Source organism: Pseudomonas sp., assembly GCF_036404235.1.
GTDB lineage: Bacteria > Pseudomonadota > Gammaproteobacteria > Pseudomonadales > Pseudomonadaceae > Aquipseudomonas.
On record NZ_DASWOT010000075.1, the window covers coordinates 24,012 to 40,807 of the forward strand.

The following is a 16,796-nucleotide window of genomic DNA, read 5'->3' on the forward strand; positions in this document are numbered from 1 at the left end:
CGGTTGCCGTGTCGCTACTTAACCCCACGGGCAGGGTAGCGGCAGTCCCTTCTCATCATCCTTTTGCCTGGCCATGCAGTGCTTGACGCTGCGATCCAGGCACAGGGATGTAGTCGAGTACGTTAGATGCACATGTTAAATGCGCTCATCAAAAGGTATGCGGTGTTTGCCGTCGCCGCACTTTGTTTTTCCTGCCTGACCAGCCTTTGTGTTGCCGCAGGCCAGTCGGTCGTGCCCGATGTGCTGGACCTTCCCGCACAACAGAACAGCCGGGCACAACAGGGCCTGCTACTGGCGGCGGCCCATGCGGGCCAGCGCCTGGTGGTTGTCGGCGAGCGTGGCAGCGTGCTGCTTTCAGACGACGCCGGGCGCTCGTGGCGTCAAGCCAGGAGCGTGCCGGTAAGCGTGCTGTTGACTGATGTGGACTTTCCCACGGCAACCCAGGGATGGGCGGTGGGACACAGCGGTGTGGTGCTGCACAGTAGCGACGCCGGTGAAACCTGGCAGCGTCAGCTTGACGGTCGTCAGGTCGCGCAGGTGATTCTCGATGATGCCCGTCAGCGCGCCGCCGCAGGCGAAGAGGGCGCCGATGCAGCGGTGCGCAGTGCTGGTTTTCTGGTCAGCGATGGCCCAGACAAACCCTTTTTGAGCGTGCGCTTTAGCGATGAGCAGCATGGCTATGTGGTTGGCGCTTATGGCATAGCCCTGGTCACTGCCGATGGTGGTCAAAGCTGGCAGTCGCTGGTGGGACGAATCCCCAACCCACGCGGCAAACACCTCTATCAGGTACAGATCGACAATCGACAACTGCTGATTGCCGGTGAGCAAGGCGCCTTATTTCGCTCTGCGGATGGGGGTGGCCACTTCAGTGAGATCTCCACGCCCTACATAGGCACCTTCTTCGGGGTGCTGAATCTCGATGGCGATACGCTGCTGGCCTATGGTCTGCGCGGCAATGCCTGGCGCAGCCCGGATCGTGGGGCCAGTTGGCAACGGGTCGCGCCGCAACAGTCGGTGACACTGAGTGCCGCAAGACGCCTGCGCGACGACTCCCTGTTGCTGGCGGACGAAAGCGGGCGACTGCTGCGCAGCACCGACGATGCCCGCAGTTTTGTGGTCCTCAACACCCAGGCGGGAGCCGGGCTTTGCGGTCTCATCGAGGCAACGGATGGGGCTCTGGTCATTTTCGGCGCCCGCGGGCTGTCCCGGATCGAGCCGGCTACATTAGTTTCGGGAGTTCAATAATGAATCATGCGCAGCGTGTTCCCTCGGACGCTGTCATCAGCGACTTGAAGGCGTTCGATAAACAGTCAGGAACCCTCTGCGAGCGGTTGCTGTTCAACAATCGCATGGTGATCGTTATCTTGTGCTTGTTCATAACGCTGTTGCTGGGTTATCAGGCGCGTGGGCTGTCGCTCAATGCCGCGTTCGAGAAGATGATCCCGACCAATCACCCTTACATCGTCAACTTCCTGGAAAACCGCAAGCAGCTGTCGGGCATGGGCAACACGCTACGCATAGCGGTTGAGTCTAAAAGCGGCACTATTTTCGATGCTGAGTATCTGGAAACGGTACGCAAGCTTAGCGATGAAGTATTCCTCCTGCCGGGTGTCGATCGTCCTTATATGAAGTCGCTGTGGGCGCCAGCCGTGCGCTGGACCGGCGTGACCGAAGAGGGGCTGGATGGCGGGCCGGTTATTCCTGATGACTATGACGGTTCGGCGCCAAGCCTTGAGCAGGTACGAATCAACGTGGAGCGCTCTGGTGAAGTTGGCCAGTTGGTGGCGGCGAACTACAGGTCGAGCATCGTGCTGGTTCCTCTTCAGGAAAAAGTCTCTGAAACCGGTGAGCGGATTGACTATCACGCACTCTCCCAGCGCGTTGAACAATTGCGCGCCAAGTACGAGTCGGACAAAGTTGCAATCCACATTACCGGCTTCGCCAAGGTAGTGGGTGACCTGATCGATGGCCTGAGACAGGTTCTGGTTTTCTTTGCCGCAGCCATCGTTATCTGTACCGTGGTACTTTTTTGGTACACCCGCTGCCTGCGTAGCACCTTGCTGGTGGTGTTCTGTTCGATGGTCGCGGTGGTGTGGCTACTGGGTCTTTTACCTACGCTTGGTTACGAGCTTGATCCTTACTCGATCCTGGTGCCTTTTCTGGTGTTCGCTATTGGCATGAGCCACGGTGCGCAGAAGATGAACGGCATCATGCAGGACGTCGGGCGTGGGACGCACCGATGGGTGGCTGCGCGCTATACCTTTCGACGCTTGTTCCTGGCGGGCATGACCGCGTTGCTGGCCGATGCAGTCGGTTTCGCGGTGTTAATGGTGATTGACATCCAAGTCATACGGGATCTGGCTATCACTGCGAGTATTGGGGTTGCTGTGCTGATTTTCACCAATCTGGTGCTGCTGCCAATCCTGCTTTCTTACACGGGAGTCAGCCCTGCGGCAGCGAAGCGCAGCCTCAAGTCAGAGCTGTCGGAAAACAACGATACACAGCATAGAAAGCACCCGTTCTGGGCGTTCCTGGACCTGTTTACGCGAGGCTTCTGGGCGACCGTGGCTGTGGCTGTGGGCCTGGTTTTTGGCATAGTCGGTCTGGCGGTGAGCTCCCATCTGAAAATTGGCGATACCGATCCTGGCGCACCGGAGCTGCGTGCGGATTCGCGTTACAACCGTGATAACGCCTTTATGGTGGACAACTATGCGGCGAGTAGTGATGTGTTCATCATCATGGTCAAGACACCGCAATACGCGTGTGCTCACTACAGCACGCTGATGGCTGTCGATGCGCTGTCGCATGAACTGCAGAAATTGCCTGGGGTTGAGGCTATCAGTTCGCTGGCAGGTATCGCCAAGGTGGCTAACGCAGGGATGAACGAAGGCAGCCTTAAATGGTTCGAAGTGCCTCGTTCGCAAGACATGCTCAACGCCATCATTACCCGCGCCCCGCGTGAGATGTTCAACCAGAATTGCGACTTGCTCACGGTGTATGCCTACCTCAAGGACCATAAAGCCGATACGTTGACAAGCGTGGTCGGCGTGGTGGAAGGCTTCGCGGCTAAATACAACAGCGATGACATCCGCTTTCTCAATGCTGCGGGCAACGCCGGCATAGAGGCCGCCACCAATATAGTGGTGAAAAAGGCCAACGTTCAAATGCTGTTCCTGGTCTACGCGGCGGTGATCGTGCTGGCGTTCATTACCTTTCGCTCATGGCGTGCGGTTGTCTGTGCTGTGGTGCCGCTGATGATTACTTCAGTACTGTGTGAAGCGTTAATGGTGTGGCTGAATATCGGCGTCAAGGTTGCCACTCTGCCGGTAATCGCCCTCGGTGTGGGTATAGGGGTGGACTACGCGCTGTACGTGATGACCGTGACTCTGGCGCGGATGAAGGAGGGCATGTCGCTCTCGGAGGCTTACTACAAGGCGTTGATCTTCACCGGCAAGGTGGTGGTGTTAACCGGTATCACCTTGGGGATTGCGGTAGCGACCTGGGTCTGGTCGCCGATCAAATTCCAGGCTGACATGGGTATTTTGCTGGCGTTCATGTTTGTCTGGAACATGCTCGGAGCGCTGATCTTGTTACCCGCGCTCGCCCACTTTCTGTTGAAGCCCAAGCAGGGCGTTGCGATCTGACCGGCGAGAAGGGTGCAATGACTATGAGCACTATCACATTGGTCTTGGGTTTCACTGAGGCCATTGGCACGGCGGATCGGCAGTCGGCGCTGGCGGTGAACTCAATGGTCGAAGTCCAAGGTATGGCTGAGCGCGCTCGGGCCACGTCGGGTGAAGCCCTTGCACTGGCCTGGGCCACTACCAATGCTCGTAATCAGGTGTCTGCCGCGATATAAACTAAGACCCATGCAGCGAACGATCCCAGATCGCACGCACAATAATAAACGCAATCGATCTTGGTGAGCTTTACCGTTTTCAAGATCGAAAGGCTCGTGCTTCGTTACGCTTTAGGAATGTTCATGATCGAGCAACCCCTTATCGAACGCTTCAATTTGCGTTCACGGCTGCGCTTCAATATCGAGAGCGGGCAGATCTGGCTCGACGAAAACCGCATGCTGCTGCTTCACGCCAAGGCCTTCGGGGCCTTGCGCCAAGAGTTGTTTGAGTCGCTTGGGGCCAGGCGCGCCGAAGGACTTTTGTTTCGCATGGGTTTTGCAGCTGGCCAACATGATGCCGACCTCGCGCAAAAGCTCTATGGTGCGGGTGACGACTATGACGTTTTCAAGATCGGCCCTGAGCTGCACGCGTTTGAAGGACTGGTTCGATCAACAATCACCGAAGCCAAAATAGACTGGGAAAAAGGGACATTTTTCGGCGAAGTGAAATGTGAAAACTCATGGGAAGCTGAATCGCATCTGCAGTTATTCGGCGCTGCCAATGAGGTCGCTTGCTGGCACCTGTCGGGCTATGCGTCGGGCTATACCTCTCGATTCTTCAAACGTTTCATCGTTTTTCGTGAAACCAAATGCGTGTGTTGTGGTGACGCTAACTGCGTACTGGTTGGCAAACCGGTGGAAGAGTGGGGAGATGACCCGTTCCTCGAACACTGTCTGGAAGCAAAAGACAAGGAAACCTCTTTTGAGCAGTTGCAAGAGGAGCTGTGGCAAGTACGTGGTCGTCAGCGCGAACAGCGCCCACCCGGCAAACTGGTGGGAAGTTCCCCTGCGTTTAGTGCCGCTTTCAGTTTGCTCAGCAAGGCAGCCAGCAGTCCTATAACGGTTTTACTCTTGGGTGAAACCGGGGTCGGCAAAGAGGTATTTGCCCAGTGGCTGCACGAAAACAGTGATCGTGCAGATAAGCCGTTTGTAGCCATTAACTGTGCAGCGATTCCCAACGACCTGATCGAATCAGAGCTTTTTGGTGTGCAGAAAGGAGCCTATACCGGCGCGCAGAATTCACGACCCGGCAAGTTCGAGCGAGCCGATGGTGGCACGCTATTCCTTGATGAACTGGGTGAGCTTTCTCCTTCGGCCCAGGTGAAGCTTTTGCGGGTACTGCAAGCCGGAGAAGTCGAGCGACTGGGCGATGACAAGCCCCGCAAGGTCAGTGTGCGGCTGGTGGCCGCCACCAACGTCAATCTGCAACAAGCCATTGCTGATGGTCGTTTTCGCGCCGACCTCTACTATCGCCTGGCGACCTATCCATTAGAGATTCCACCCCTGCGCAAGCGCAAATCGGATATCCCGGTGTTGGTCTCGGTGCTTATCGAAAAATACTCACCGCTCTATCACAAGACCATTCATGGTATCAGCGATCTGGCGATGCAAGAGCTGATGGCCTATGACTGGCCGGGCAATGTTCGTGAGCTTGAAAACCTGGTTGAGCGCTCTGTTTTGCTTGCACCCTCCGGGGGGCAAATTGATGTGGAACATCTGTTCCCTGGCATGGCCCCCGTGACTGCGCTCGGCGCTGTTATTGACAGGCAGGGGAAGGTCGGCAATGCGGATGAAGCCCGGAAAGATAAACTTTACGAAAGCTTACTCGATGAGGGCTTCGATCTTCAGGCACATGAAGCTCGTCTTTTGCAACTCGCTGTTTTGCGGGCCAATGGCAACCTCACCCACGCGGCGCGTCTACTCGGTATAACCCGTCGTCAGTTGGCGTATCGGGTGAAACAGGTGTTGGGTGATATCGAACAGTCCCCGAATAGCGCCTGACAAAAGCGTACACCGATCACTCCATGGGCGTTCTTTGATCCAGGCATTCCAGTGACATGACCGCGAAGGCGGTGGGAATGCCTGTTTATTGAGAAGCCTTATGCCAAACACGTCGCTCGACGTGTTTTTTTGCCCATTTATCGGTCACTCCAGGCTCATTTGCCAAGGGGCGGGCATCGTTTTGCTTGGAGCATCGCGTTTTGCTGATGTGCGGCATTACGTTTTTGTAAGGCGTGGGTGGCGAATGGACAGAAACGTCATCTTGTGAGGGGGCTTATTCTTTTGTTTTTATATTAAATTACAATTAAATCATTAAGTTACGATTGTTGGCATCCTCTATGCAATGTTAGATCGAGACTGTAAGTCCGGCTTGTCGCTAGCCCGAAAGGGCACGCGTAGAGCCAACCTCATCTAGCCAATAATGGAGACAACAAATGGCGATGACAGGTGTATTGCGTCCAGGGCATGCCCAGGTGCGCGTGTTGAACCTTGAAGAAGGCATCCACTTTTACCGCAACGTGCTTGGCCTGGTGGAAACCGGGCGTGATGACCTGGGGCGCGTGTACTTTAAATGCTGGGACGAGCGTGATCACAACTGCTATGTGATTCGTGAAGCGGATACCGCTGGCATCGATTTCTTTGGCTTCAAGGTGTTGGACAAAGCCACTCTGGAAAAACTTGATGCCGACCTGCAAGCATACGGTTTGGTCACTACCCGCATCCCTGCAGGTGAAATGCTGGAAACCGGCGAGCGCGTGCGCTTCGAGTTGCCATCCGGCCATCTGATCGAGTTGTATGCTGAAAAAACCCGTATAGGTAACGGCATTCCCCAAGTCAACCCGGCTCCGTGGAACACTCAGCGCGAACATGGCATCGCCCCTATTCAGCTGGATCATTGCTTGCTGTATGGCCCAAACATCGCCGAAGTGAAGAAGATTTTCACCGACGTCCTGGGCTTCTTCCTGGTTGAGCGCGTACTCAGCCCGGATGGCGACAGTGACATGGGCATCTGGTTGTCCTGCTCGCACAAAGTCCATGACATCGCCTTCGTCGAGTATCCGGAGAAGGGCAAGCTGCACCACTGCTCATTCCTCCTTGAGTCGTGGGAGCAGGTGTTACGTGCTGGCGACATCATGTCGATGAACGAAGTGAACGTTGATATTGGCCCTACCCGTCATGGCGTCACCCGCGGCTGCACCATCTATGCGTGGGACCCCTCAGGCAATCGTTTTGAAACCTTCATGGGCGGCTACCACCCTTACCCGGATTACGAGCCGCTGTCCTGGACCTACGACAACTTCGCCCAGGGTCTCGACTACCCGCAGCGCAAACTGCACGAAACTTTCCTGACTGTAGTGACCTGAGGGCACATCCATGACTTTGCCCGATGAGTCACTGGAAATGCAGCCGGCCGACCTGGATACGCAAAAGCGTTTTGTACGGGTTACCGGCAATCGCGGGAGCCGCTTTGTCGAGTTCGACTTCGCCATTGGCGAGCCCGGGTTATTCGTTGAAATGATCCTGACTCATGAAGCATTCGTCGAGTTCTGCGCTACCAACAAGGTTGCGTTGATGCCCGCGCCGACTTCGGCTACGGACGAGGACGATGTTTCGGCTGATTGGGATTGGCGACTCGCTGACGCCACACAGGTTCGTTTCAAACACTAATCGAATTGGGTGTTTCACCTTGGGTGAAACGCTGGTGGGAGATACACATGCATATAGATCTTCGCACGGTCAGCATCCAGCCATTGCGACAGACGTTTGACCACTTGGCCCGCCGTTTTGGCGACAAACCCTCTTCGCGCTATCAGGAAGGCAGCTACGACATCCAGCCCGAGGAAAACTTGCACTACCGGCCGACCTGGGACCCGGAGCAGGAGCTTTACGACGCCAGCATCACCAAGATCGTGATGCGCGACTGGTACGCCCTGAAAGACCCGCGTCAGTTTTACTACAGCACCTACACGCTGGCGCGTGCGCGTCAGCAAGAAAACACCGAAGCGAACTTCAACTTCGTCGAAACCCGCGGCCTGGCCGACATGCTTTCGGACGATCTGCGCAGCTGCGCGCTCAATCTGCTGGTGCCGCTGCGTCACGCTGCCTGGGGCGCCAATCTCAACAACACCTTTATCTGCGGCTACGGCTACAGCACGGTGTTTACCCAGCCTTGTATGTACCACGCGATGGATAACCTGGGTTCGGCTCAATACCTTTCGCGGATTGGTCTGCTGCTGGGTGGCACCGAAGCCCTCGAAGAGGGCAAGGTCGCCTGGATGGAGGGGGACGCCTGGCAAGCACTGCGTCGTTATACCGAGGACTGCATGGTGGTACGCGATCCATTCGAGCTGTTTGTCGCGCAAAACGTGGCCCTGGATGGCTTGCTCTATCCGCTGGTGTATGGGCGCATCGTGGATGACCGGTTCGCGGTCAATGGCGGCTCGGCAGTGGCCATGCTCACGCAATTCATGAGCGACTGGTTTGAGGAGACCCGCAAATGGGTCGATGCGGTCATGAAGGTAGCGGCCGCGGAGTCCGAGCAAAACCGCGAGCAGTTGCAGGCCTGGACAACCGTTTGGCGTGATCGCGCCGCCGCAGCCTTGCTGCCGGTGATTGAGCAGGTTTTTGCGGACCAGGCCGATGAGGTCATGGCTGAACAATTGATCGCCTTCAAGGCTCGCCTTGAAAAAGTCGGCATCGTGGTCTGAGAGGTTTCTATGTCGACTGTGTTTATTGCATTGCAAACCAATGAAGAGACTCGCCCCATTATCGAGGCGATTGAAATAGATAACCCCGAGGCCGTGGTCAATCGTGAACCGGCGATGGTCAAGATCAATGCGCCTGGCCGTTTGGTCATTCGCCGAGAAACCATTGAAGAACAGCTGGGCCGCAGCTTTGATATGCAAGAGCTGAATATCAACCTGATCACGCTCTCCGGCAACGTCGTTGAAGACGAAGACTCCTTGACCCTGACCTGGGGCAACTAAGCGAGAATATTTAGCATGGACATGAAAGCAAATAATAAAAAAATGAATGCGAAAGAAAAGTACCGCTTATTGACGCGTGACTTGGCATGGGAACCGTCTTATCGCACCGAGGAAGAAATCTTTCCCTACATTGCCTATGAAGGGCTGAAGATCCATGACTGGAACAAGTGGGAAGATCCGTTCCGCTTGACCATGGATGCATACTGGAAGTATCAGGCGGAAAAAGAGCGTAAGTTTTACGCGATTATTGACGCCCATGCGCAGAATAACGGCCATCTGAATATTACCGATGCACGCTATCTGTCAGCCTTGAAAATATTTCTGCAGGCCATCAGTCCGGGTGAGTATGCAGCGCACAAAGGGTTTGCCCGTGTGGGCCGTGAGTTTCGCGGTGTAGGGACGCAAGTGGCCTGTCAGATGCAGGCCATTGATGAAATTCGCCACGCCCAGACGCAAGTCCACGCACTGTCCAACTACAACAAGTTCTACAACGGTTTCCATGCGTTTGCTGATCAGCGTGACCGCATCTGGTACACGTCCGTGGCGCGTTCGTTCTTTGACGATGCGATGTCAGCCGGTCCGTTCGAGTTCATGATCGCCATCGGCTTCTCGTTCGAATACGTGCTGACGAACCTGCTGTTCGTGCCGTTCATGTCCGGCGCAGCTTACAACGGTGACATGGCCACGGTGACCTTCGGTTTCTCGGCCCAGTCGGATGAGGCACGGCACATGACCTTGGGGCTTGAATGCATCAAGTTCATGCTCGAGCAGGATCCGGACAACCTGCCCATCGTTCAGGGCTGGATCGATAAGTGGTTCTGGCGCGGCTTCCGGGTTCTCGGCCTGGTCAGCACCATGATGGATTACATGCTGCCCAAGCGCGTCATGTCGTGGCGCGAGGCGTGGGATATTTATGGCGCAGAGAACGGCGGCGCGCTGTTCAAGGACCTGGCGCGCTACGGTATTCGTCCACCAAAGAGCTGGGATGACGCCGAAGCAGGCATCGATCACATGTCGCACCAGTTCATGTTAGGTCTTTACCAGTGGAGCTTTGGTACCGCCTTCCATGCATGGATCCCCTCGGATGAGGATCTGCAATGGTTATCTGCCAAGTACCCCACCACGTTCGACAAGTATTACCGGCCGCGCTGGGAACATATCAAGAAGCTGGCGGACGCAGGTACGCCGTTCAAGAACTATGGCCTGGCTAAACTGTGCCAGTGCTGTCAGTTGCCGACGGTATTTACCGAGCCAAATGATCCGACGCTTACTTGCCATCGTGAAGTTGAATACAAAGGCGATAAGTACCACTTTTGCTCTGATCATTGCCTGGAAATCTTCAATAATGAGCCAGAGAAATATATCCAGGCCTGGCTGCCCATGCCTGCACTCTTCCAAGCGCCGCTCAATGGTGATCTGGCTGCCTGGATGGAGTGGGTTTCGCTGAAAGATGGTCAGGACAATGGTGATTTTGCCGACTCCCAGGACCGCCACAACTTCGAACGGTGGCGTGGTCTGGCAACGTCGAACCAGTAAGCCTCTAAAAGGGGGGGTCGTTAGTTGAAGCGGCCGTGTCCCAACACAATAATAAGGAGAACAAAATGCCTGTAGTCGCCCTTAAAGAGTACGTAGGCGTTGCCCGTGATCGCGTTGAGAATTTCAACGGCAAACAACTGGTGTACGTCAGTTGGGATCACCATCTGCTTTTTGCTGCCCCGTTCCTGCTTTGTCTGCCGCCGCAGACTACCTTCGCCGAGTTGATTCAGGTTGCGCTCGAGCCGCTGCTGCAAGCGGATCCGGACACTGCAGCGATCAACTGGCGCACTGTCCAGTGGCTCAAGGGCAATCAGCCCTGGGTGCCCGACTTCGATCTCAGCCTGACCGACAATGCTATCGGCCACAAAGATCAGCTGCGGTTCAGTACGCCGGGCCTCAACACTATTTGCGCTGTTAGCTGAGAAGGGGACGGGCTATGAGTTACGAGCTGACGATTGAACCACTGGGTCAGACCATCGATATTGAAGAGGGTCAGACCATTCTCGATGCGGCTCTGCGGGCTGGCATCTACCTGCCTCATGCCTGCTGCCACGGTTTGTGTGCGACCTGCAAGATTCAGGTGGTGGATGGCGAGATTGAGCACGGCGAGGCCTCCAGCTTTGCCCTGATGGATTTTGAGCGCGAAGAGAAGAAGTGCCTGGCCTGCTGCGCTACCGCTGAGAGCGACCTGGTGATTGAAGCGGAAATCGATGAAGACCCGGATGCCGAGAATCTGCCGGTACGCGACTTCCCCGGTACGGTCAGCCGCATCGAGACCCTAACGCCCACCATCAAGGGTGTATGGATCAAGCTCGACGATCCGGCTGGAATGCGCTTCCAGGCCGGTCAATACATCAATCTGCAGTTGCCTGACGGTATTGGCAGCCGGGCATTTTCGATTGCCAGTGCGCCTACGGATGGCGGCGAAATTGAGCTGAATATTCGTATCGTGCCAGGCGGTCGTGGTACGGGTTATGTGCACGAACAGCTGAAGGTCGGTGAACGCATGGGTGTTACCGGCCCCTACGGTCGCTTCTTTGTGAAGAAGTCGGCGCATATGCCGGTGATCTTCATGGGCGGCGGTTCCGGGCTTTCCAGCCCGCGCTCAATGATTCTGGATCTGCTGGCGGAAGGCTTTGAACTGCCGATCACCCTCATCTATGGCCAACGCCATCGTGGCGAGCTGTATTACCACGACGATTTCCTTGCTATGGCTCAGCAATACGCGAACTTCAATTACGTGCCCGCGCTTTCCCATGAGCCGGAGGACTCTGGCTGGGAGGGCTTCCGTGGCTTTGTCCATGACGCGGCCAAGGCGCACTTCAATAACGACTTCAGGGGACACAAGGCTTACCTGTGTGGTCCGCCTCTAATGATTGACTCCTGCATCAGCACGCTGATGCAGGGACGCCTGTTTGAACGCGACATCTACACCGAGAAGTTTATATCGGCGGCAGATGCTCAGCAGGTCCGCAGTCCCTTGTTCAAGGCTATCTGATCGCACCGACAAGCCCCCCTATAGATGAGTTGGGGAAGCTTGTTCTGGCTGATTTCGTCACCCTAGTATCAATACCCTGTGGGTATCAGGGCTGGCAAAATAAAGTATTAGCCGGTATTGCCTGGCTTTTCTAGACTCGTTTCAGGGACTAATACCCGCTGACCTGGGGAAGGTGCAGCGGGTAGTCATACAGAACAACACCCCGGAGCTTCCATGCGCCAGATTGAAAATTTCATCGCCGGTGAGTTCGTCGGCGCTGCCAGTGGCAAACGTTTCGACAAGCGTTCACCGGTCGATAACAGTGTTATTTGCTCGATCAGTGAAGCCGGACGCGGAGAGGTAGATGCTGCCGTCAGCGCTGCGCGTAGTGCCCTACAGGGCGAGTGGGGTGGTCTTACCACGGATCAACGCATTGAGTTGCTCTACGGCGTGGCTAACGAAATCACCCGCCGCTTCGACGATTTCGTTGAAGCCGAGATGTCCGACACCGGCCAGCCGGAGCACGTCATGAAGCACGTATTCATCCCGCGCGGGGCGGCCAACTTCAAAGTGTTCGCCGACGTGATCAAGAACGTTGCCAGCGAATCTTTCCAGATGGAAACGCCTGATGGTCGCGGCGCCTTCAATTACTCGATTCGTCGCCCCAAGGGTGTGATCGGCGTGATCTGTCCGTGGAATGCCCCGTTCATGCTGATGACCTGGAAAGTAGGTCCGGCGCTGGCCTGCGGTAATACCGTGGTGGTCAAACCGTCCGAAGAATCGACACAAACGGCGGCACTTCTGGGTGAAGTGATGAACGCCGTGGGCATCCCCAAGGGTGTCTACAACGTAGTGAACGGATTCGGGCCCCACTCCGCTGGCGAGTTCGTCACCCAACACCCGCACGTCGATGCCATCACCTTTACCGGCGAGACCCGCACTGGCGCGGCCATCATGAAAGCTGCTTCCGAAGGCATGCGCGATGTGTCGTTCGAGCTGGGTGGCAAGAACGCCGGCATCGTGTTTGCCGATGCCGACTTTGATGCGGCGGTTGAGAGCTTCTCACGCTCGGTATTCCTCAACTCGGGCCAAGTCTGCCTAGGCACCGAGCGAGTGTATGTCGAGCGTCCGATTTTCGAGCGTTTTGTCCAGGCCCTGAAGGTCAAGGCGGAGGCGGTCAAATATGGTCGTCCCGATGATCATCATGCCAACTACGGCCCGCTGATCAGCCAGGAGCACAAGCAAAAGGTATTGTCTTACTACCGCAAGGCCGTGGAGGAGGGCGCCACCCTAGTGACGGGAGGCGGCGTGCCTGATATGCCAGCGGATCTGGCCGAAGGTGCCTGGGTGCAACCCACTATCTGGACCGGCCTGCCGGAAACAGCTTCCGTTGTGCAGGAAGAAATTTTCGGGCCGTGCTGCCACATTTCGCCGTTCGATAGTGAGGACGAAGTCGTGCAGAAAGCTAACGCGACCGATTACGGCCTGTCGACCACCATCTGGACCTCTAATTTATCTCGTGCCCACCGCATGGCGGCGCGGATTGACGTCGGCATCACCTGGATCAACAGCTGGTTCCTGCGCGATTTGCGTACTCCGTTTGGGGGTTCCAAACAGTCGGGCATTGGCCGTGAAGGCGGTGTTCATTCGCTGGAGTTCTACACCGAAACCCGAAATATCTGCGTGAAACTCTGAGGCCCTTATGGACAAGCAAAAGATCGAGCATTACGGCGATGAACTTTACCAAGCTTTCGTCTCCCATCGCGCCGTTGCGCCACTGCTCACTCGTGAGCCAGAGATCACCATTGAGGATGCTTACCGTATCCAGGAGCGCTTTGTCGCTCGGCGGCTGGCGGCGGGTGAAACCATAGTCGGCAAGAAAATCGGTGCGACCAGCAAGCCTGTGCAGGACTTTCTCGGCGTCTATCAGCCGGACTTCGGCATGCTCACTTCGGCCATGGTTTTTCAAGAGGGCGACACCATCGACCTCAGTCTGTTGATTCAGCCGAAAGCCGAAGCCGAGCTGGCCTTTGTCCTGAAGCACGACCTCAAGGGCCCGGGCATCACCGCGATGGACGTGATCCGTGCGACTGACTACGTAGTGCCTTGTTTCGAAATCGTCGATTCGCGCATTACCGACTGGCAGATCAAGATCCAGGACACCGTTGCGGACAATGCCTCTTGCGGCGTGTTCGTCCTGGGTAAAACCAAGGGCGATCCGCGCAAGCTAGATATCACTCTGGCTGGCATGGTGCTGGAGAAGAACGGCGAGTTGTTCTCTACCGGCGTGGGTGCTGCGGTGCAAGGTTCACCGGCGAATGCTGTGGCCTGGCTGGCCAATACCCTGGGTGCGTTGGGTATTCCGTTCAAAGCAGGCGAGGTGATCCTCTCGGGTTCCCAGTCTTCGCTGGTACCGGTGATAGATGGGGATGAGTTGGTGTGTACCGTCGGCGGTCTTGGTAGCTGTCGCGTCAAGTTTTCCGGGAGGAGCGCAGTATGAGCAGCAACCTGACACTGTTGCGTGAGGACATCGTTCGCCTGTGCGAGCGGGTTGAAGGTGCGCAGACCCGCGCCTATGCCATCCCCAAGCTGACCGACGAATACCCGAACATGACCATCGCCGATGGTTATGCCGTGCAGAGCGAGCTTCGTCGTCGCTTCATCGAAAAAGGCCACAAGCTGGTGGGCTGGAAAGCCGGGCTGACGTCAAAAGCCAAGATGCAGCAGATGGGAGTCAACGTGCCCTCGATCGGCTTTTTGACCGATCGCATGGCCCGCCCTGAGAGCTCGGCCATCTCCACTTCGGACCTGGTGCATCCACGGGTTGAATGCGAAGTGGCTTTTGTTATGAGGAGTGACTTGCAGGGGCCTGGTTGCACCGCCCAGGACGTCTTGGCGGCGACCGACTACGTTCTCCCAGCGGTTGAAATCATTGATTCGCGATTTTCCGGATTCAAGTTCGATCTGGCCAGTGTGATCGCCGATAACGGCTCTTCCGCGCGTTTTGTTGGGGGTGGACGGGCACGTTATGTCGATGATCTGGATCTCAAGACCCTCGGCGTGGTGATGGAAAAAAATGGCGAAATCGTCGCTATGGGTGCCTCTGCGGCAGTGATGGGCCATCCGGCGGAAGCCATCGCCATGCTGGTGAATATCCTGGCGGAGATGGGCGAGATACTGCCGGCCGGCAGCTTTGTGATGAGTGGTGGCATCACCGAGGCCCTCGCGGTGAAACCAGGCGACAGCATTGTGGCTCGCTTTCAGGAGCTAGGTACCGTGTCGATGCGTTTCGTTGAATAACGACAAAAACGAAGAGAGTCAAGCATGCCAATTATCGAAATGCACATGGTCGAAGGCCGCACCGCAGAGCAGAAAAGCCGCGTTGCAGCCGCAGTCACCACGGCGGTTTGCAACAGTCTGGAGTGTGCTCCAGAAACAGTGCGCATCCTCATTACCGAGCACGGTAGCGACGAGTTTTACGTCGCCGGTATGAACATGGCACAGCGCGCCGCGAAGAATAAGGAACAATCTCAATGAAGAAGATCAAGTGTGCACTCATAGGCTCAGGCAACATCGGCACTGACCTGATCTACAAAATCTTGCGCAGCCCAGTGCTTGAACCCGTCTGGATGGTCGGTATCGACCCAGAATCCGAGGGGTTGGTGCGCGCTCGTGCCATGGGTTTGAAAACCACACATGAAGGCGTGGATGGTCTTGTGCCGCACGTGCTTGAAGATGGCATTCAGATCGCCTTTGACGCTACCAGCGCCTATGTCCATGCCGAAAACAGCCGCAAGCTAAACGCCCTTGGCGTGTTGATGATTGACCTTACCCCAGCGGCTATCGGCCCGCTGTGCGTGCCACCAGTGAACCTGCGAGAGCATGCGGAGAAGCTGGAGATGAACGTCAACATGATCTCCTGCGCGGGCCAGGCCACTATCCCAATCGTCAATGCCGTCTCGCGTATTCAGAGCGTCGAGTATGCCGAGATTGTCGCCAGCCTGGCGTCCAAGTCGATTGGCCCGGGTACCCGTGCCAACCTGGATGAGTTTACCAACACCACCTCAAGCGCCATTGTGAAAGTCGGTGGCGCTCGCAAGGGCAAGGCGTTGGCCATTATCAACCCGGCCGACCCGCCGATGATGATGCGCAACACCATCTACTGCCTGACAGATGACGAGCCGGATAGAACCCGAATCACCGAGTCGATTCTGAAAATGATCGTCGAGGTGCAGAAGTACGTGCCGGGCTACCGCTTGGTCAACGGACCTGTTTTTGAAGGCAAGAAAGTCTCTGTGTTCTTGGAAGTGGCGGGGCTGGGCGACTACCTGCCGACCTATGCCGGCAATCTGGACATCATGACGGCGGCCGCCACCCGCACCGCAGAGATGTTTGCCGACGAAATTCTCGCTGGCAAGATTCAGCTTAAAGCTTCGGAGGTCGCGTAATGAGTCAGTCCACCCGTTCCAGCCTCAAGGGTCGCAAGGTAGTCCTGCACGACATGTGCTTGCGCGACGGCATGCACGCCAAGCGTGAACAGATCAGTGTCGAGCAGATGGTCAAGGTCGCAACCGCGCTGGATGAGGCTGGCGTGCCTTACATTCAGGTGACCCATGGCGCTGGTTTGGGCGGCAATTCGCTGCAGCATGGTTTCGCCCCTCATTCGAATGAGGAGTACATCAGCGCGGTGGTACCTAAAATGAAGCAGGCCAAAGTATCGGTCCTGCTCATTCCGGGGCTTGGCACCATGAAGGAACTGCACTCGGCGTTCGACTGCGGTGCGCGGAGTGTGCATGTGGCCACCCACTGCACCGAGGCGGACACCTCGCCCCAGCACATCGCCTATGCCCGCAAGCTGGGGATGGATACCTCAGGTTTTTTGATGATGGCGCACCTCAATGATGCTGCCGGCATCGCCAGGCAGGGCAAGCTGATGGAGTCCTACGGCGCGCAGACGGTGTATGTCACCGACTCTGCAGGCTACATGCTGCCTGACGATGTAAAAGCACGTATTGGTGCCTTGCGTGAGGTGCTCAATCCAGAGACCGAGATCGGTTTCCACGGCCATCACAACCTAGGCATGGGTGTGGCCAATTCCATCGCCGCCATCGAAGCG

Annotated in this window: 17 protein-coding genes; all 17 read left to right on the forward strand. The window is 56.4% G+C overall.

Annotated features, from left to right (window positions below; genetic code table 11):
• Window positions 1-126 precede the first annotated feature (126 nt).
• A complete protein-coding gene (locus tag VGC62_RS09350) occupies window positions 127-1,245 on the forward strand; it encodes a WD40/YVTN/BNR-like repeat-containing protein (protein WP_331186789.1) in 1,119 nt (372 codons plus the stop codon).
• Window positions 1,245-3,644, forward strand: a complete 2,400-nt coding sequence (locus VGC62_RS09355; RefSeq protein ID WP_331186790.1) for an efflux RND transporter permease subunit — start codon at window positions 1,245-1,247, stop codon at window positions 3,642-3,644. The genes VGC62_RS09350 and VGC62_RS09355 overlap by 1 nt, the downstream gene beginning before the upstream one ends.
• Before the next feature lie 23 nt (window positions 3,645-3,667).
• Window positions 3,668-3,859 carry a hypothetical protein gene (locus VGC62_RS09360; protein ID WP_331186791.1) on the forward strand — a complete coding sequence of 64 codons (192 nt, stop codon included), beginning with the start codon at window positions 3,668-3,670 and terminating at the stop codon, window positions 3,857-3,859.
• 123 nt (window positions 3,860-3,982) lie between these two features.
• Window positions 3,983-5,680: a sigma 54-interacting transcriptional regulator gene (locus VGC62_RS09365; RefSeq protein ID WP_331186792.1), complete on the forward strand. Its 1,698-nt coding sequence runs from the start codon at window positions 3,983-3,985 to the stop codon at window positions 5,678-5,680.
• A 434-nt stretch (window positions 5,681-6,114) separates the two neighbouring features.
• Window positions 6,115-7,044 carry a catechol 2,3-dioxygenase gene (locus VGC62_RS09370; RefSeq protein ID WP_331186793.1) on the forward strand — a complete coding sequence of 310 codons (930 nt, stop codon included), beginning with the start codon at window positions 6,115-6,117 and terminating at the stop codon, window positions 7,042-7,044.
• 10 nt (window positions 7,045-7,054) lie between these two features.
• A complete protein-coding gene (locus VGC62_RS09375) occupies window positions 7,055-7,348 on the forward strand; it encodes a phenol hydroxylase subunit (protein WP_331186794.1) in 294 nt (97 codons plus the stop codon).
• Window positions 7,349-7,395: 47 nt separating this feature from the next.
• Window positions 7,396-8,388 (forward strand): aromatic/alkene monooxygenase hydroxylase subunit beta, encoded by a 993-nt coding sequence (locus VGC62_RS09380; protein WP_331186795.1) that lies wholly within the window; start codon window positions 7,396-7,398, stop codon window positions 8,386-8,388.
• A 9-nt stretch (window positions 8,389-8,397) separates the two neighbouring features.
• Window positions 8,398-8,667, forward strand: coding sequence for an MmoB/DmpM family protein (locus tag VGC62_RS09385; protein WP_219061758.1), 270 nt, complete (start codon window positions 8,398-8,400; stop codon window positions 8,665-8,667).
• Between the two features lie 15 nt (window positions 8,668-8,682).
• Window positions 8,683-10,203: a YHS domain-containing protein gene (locus tag VGC62_RS09390; protein ID WP_331186796.1), complete on the forward strand. Its 1,521-nt coding sequence runs from the start codon at window positions 8,683-8,685 to the stop codon at window positions 10,201-10,203.
• 65 nt (window positions 10,204-10,268) lie between these two features.
• The gene (locus VGC62_RS09395; RefSeq protein WP_331186797.1) at window positions 10,269-10,625 is read left to right on the forward strand and encodes a phenol hydroxylase subunit P4; all 357 of its coding nucleotides are present in this window, start codon (window positions 10,269-10,271) and stop codon (window positions 10,623-10,625) included.
• 14 nt (window positions 10,626-10,639) lie between these two features.
• Complete coding sequence (locus VGC62_RS09400; RefSeq protein WP_331186798.1) at window positions 10,640-11,701, forward strand: phenol 2-monooxygenase domain-containing protein; 1,062 nt, start codon at window positions 10,640-10,642, stop codon at window positions 11,699-11,701.
• Between the two features lie 213 nt (window positions 11,702-11,914).
• A complete protein-coding gene (locus VGC62_RS09405; RefSeq protein ID WP_331186799.1) occupies window positions 11,915-13,375 on the forward strand; it encodes a 2-hydroxymuconic semialdehyde dehydrogenase in 1,461 nt (486 codons plus the stop codon).
• 7 nt (window positions 13,376-13,382) lie between these two features.
• Complete coding sequence (gene dmpE, locus VGC62_RS09410; protein ID WP_331186800.1) at window positions 13,383-14,180, forward strand: 2-oxopent-4-enoate hydratase; 798 nt, start codon at window positions 13,383-13,385, stop codon at window positions 14,178-14,180.
• Entirely contained in the window at window positions 14,177-14,980 is an 804-nt protein-coding gene (gene dmpH, locus VGC62_RS09415) for a 2-oxo-3-hexenedioate decarboxylase (protein WP_331186801.1), read from the forward strand. The genes dmpE and dmpH overlap by 4 nt, the downstream gene beginning before the upstream one ends.
• 24 nt (window positions 14,981-15,004) lie before the next feature.
• Window positions 15,005-15,217 carry a tautomerase family protein gene (locus tag VGC62_RS09420; RefSeq protein ID WP_322179314.1) on the forward strand — a complete coding sequence of 71 codons (213 nt, stop codon included), beginning with the start codon at window positions 15,005-15,007 and terminating at the stop codon, window positions 15,215-15,217.
• Window positions 15,214-16,128: an acetaldehyde dehydrogenase (acetylating) gene (locus VGC62_RS09425; RefSeq protein WP_331186802.1), complete on the forward strand. Its 915-nt coding sequence runs from the start codon at window positions 15,214-15,216 to the stop codon at window positions 16,126-16,128. Before VGC62_RS09420 ends, VGC62_RS09425 begins: the two co-directional genes overlap by 4 nt.
• On the forward strand, window positions 16,128-16,796 hold a 669-nt coding region (dmpG, locus tag VGC62_RS09430; protein ID WP_331186803.1), incomplete at its 3' end, for a 4-hydroxy-2-oxovalerate aldolase. The genes VGC62_RS09425 and dmpG, both read left to right, overlap by 1 nt.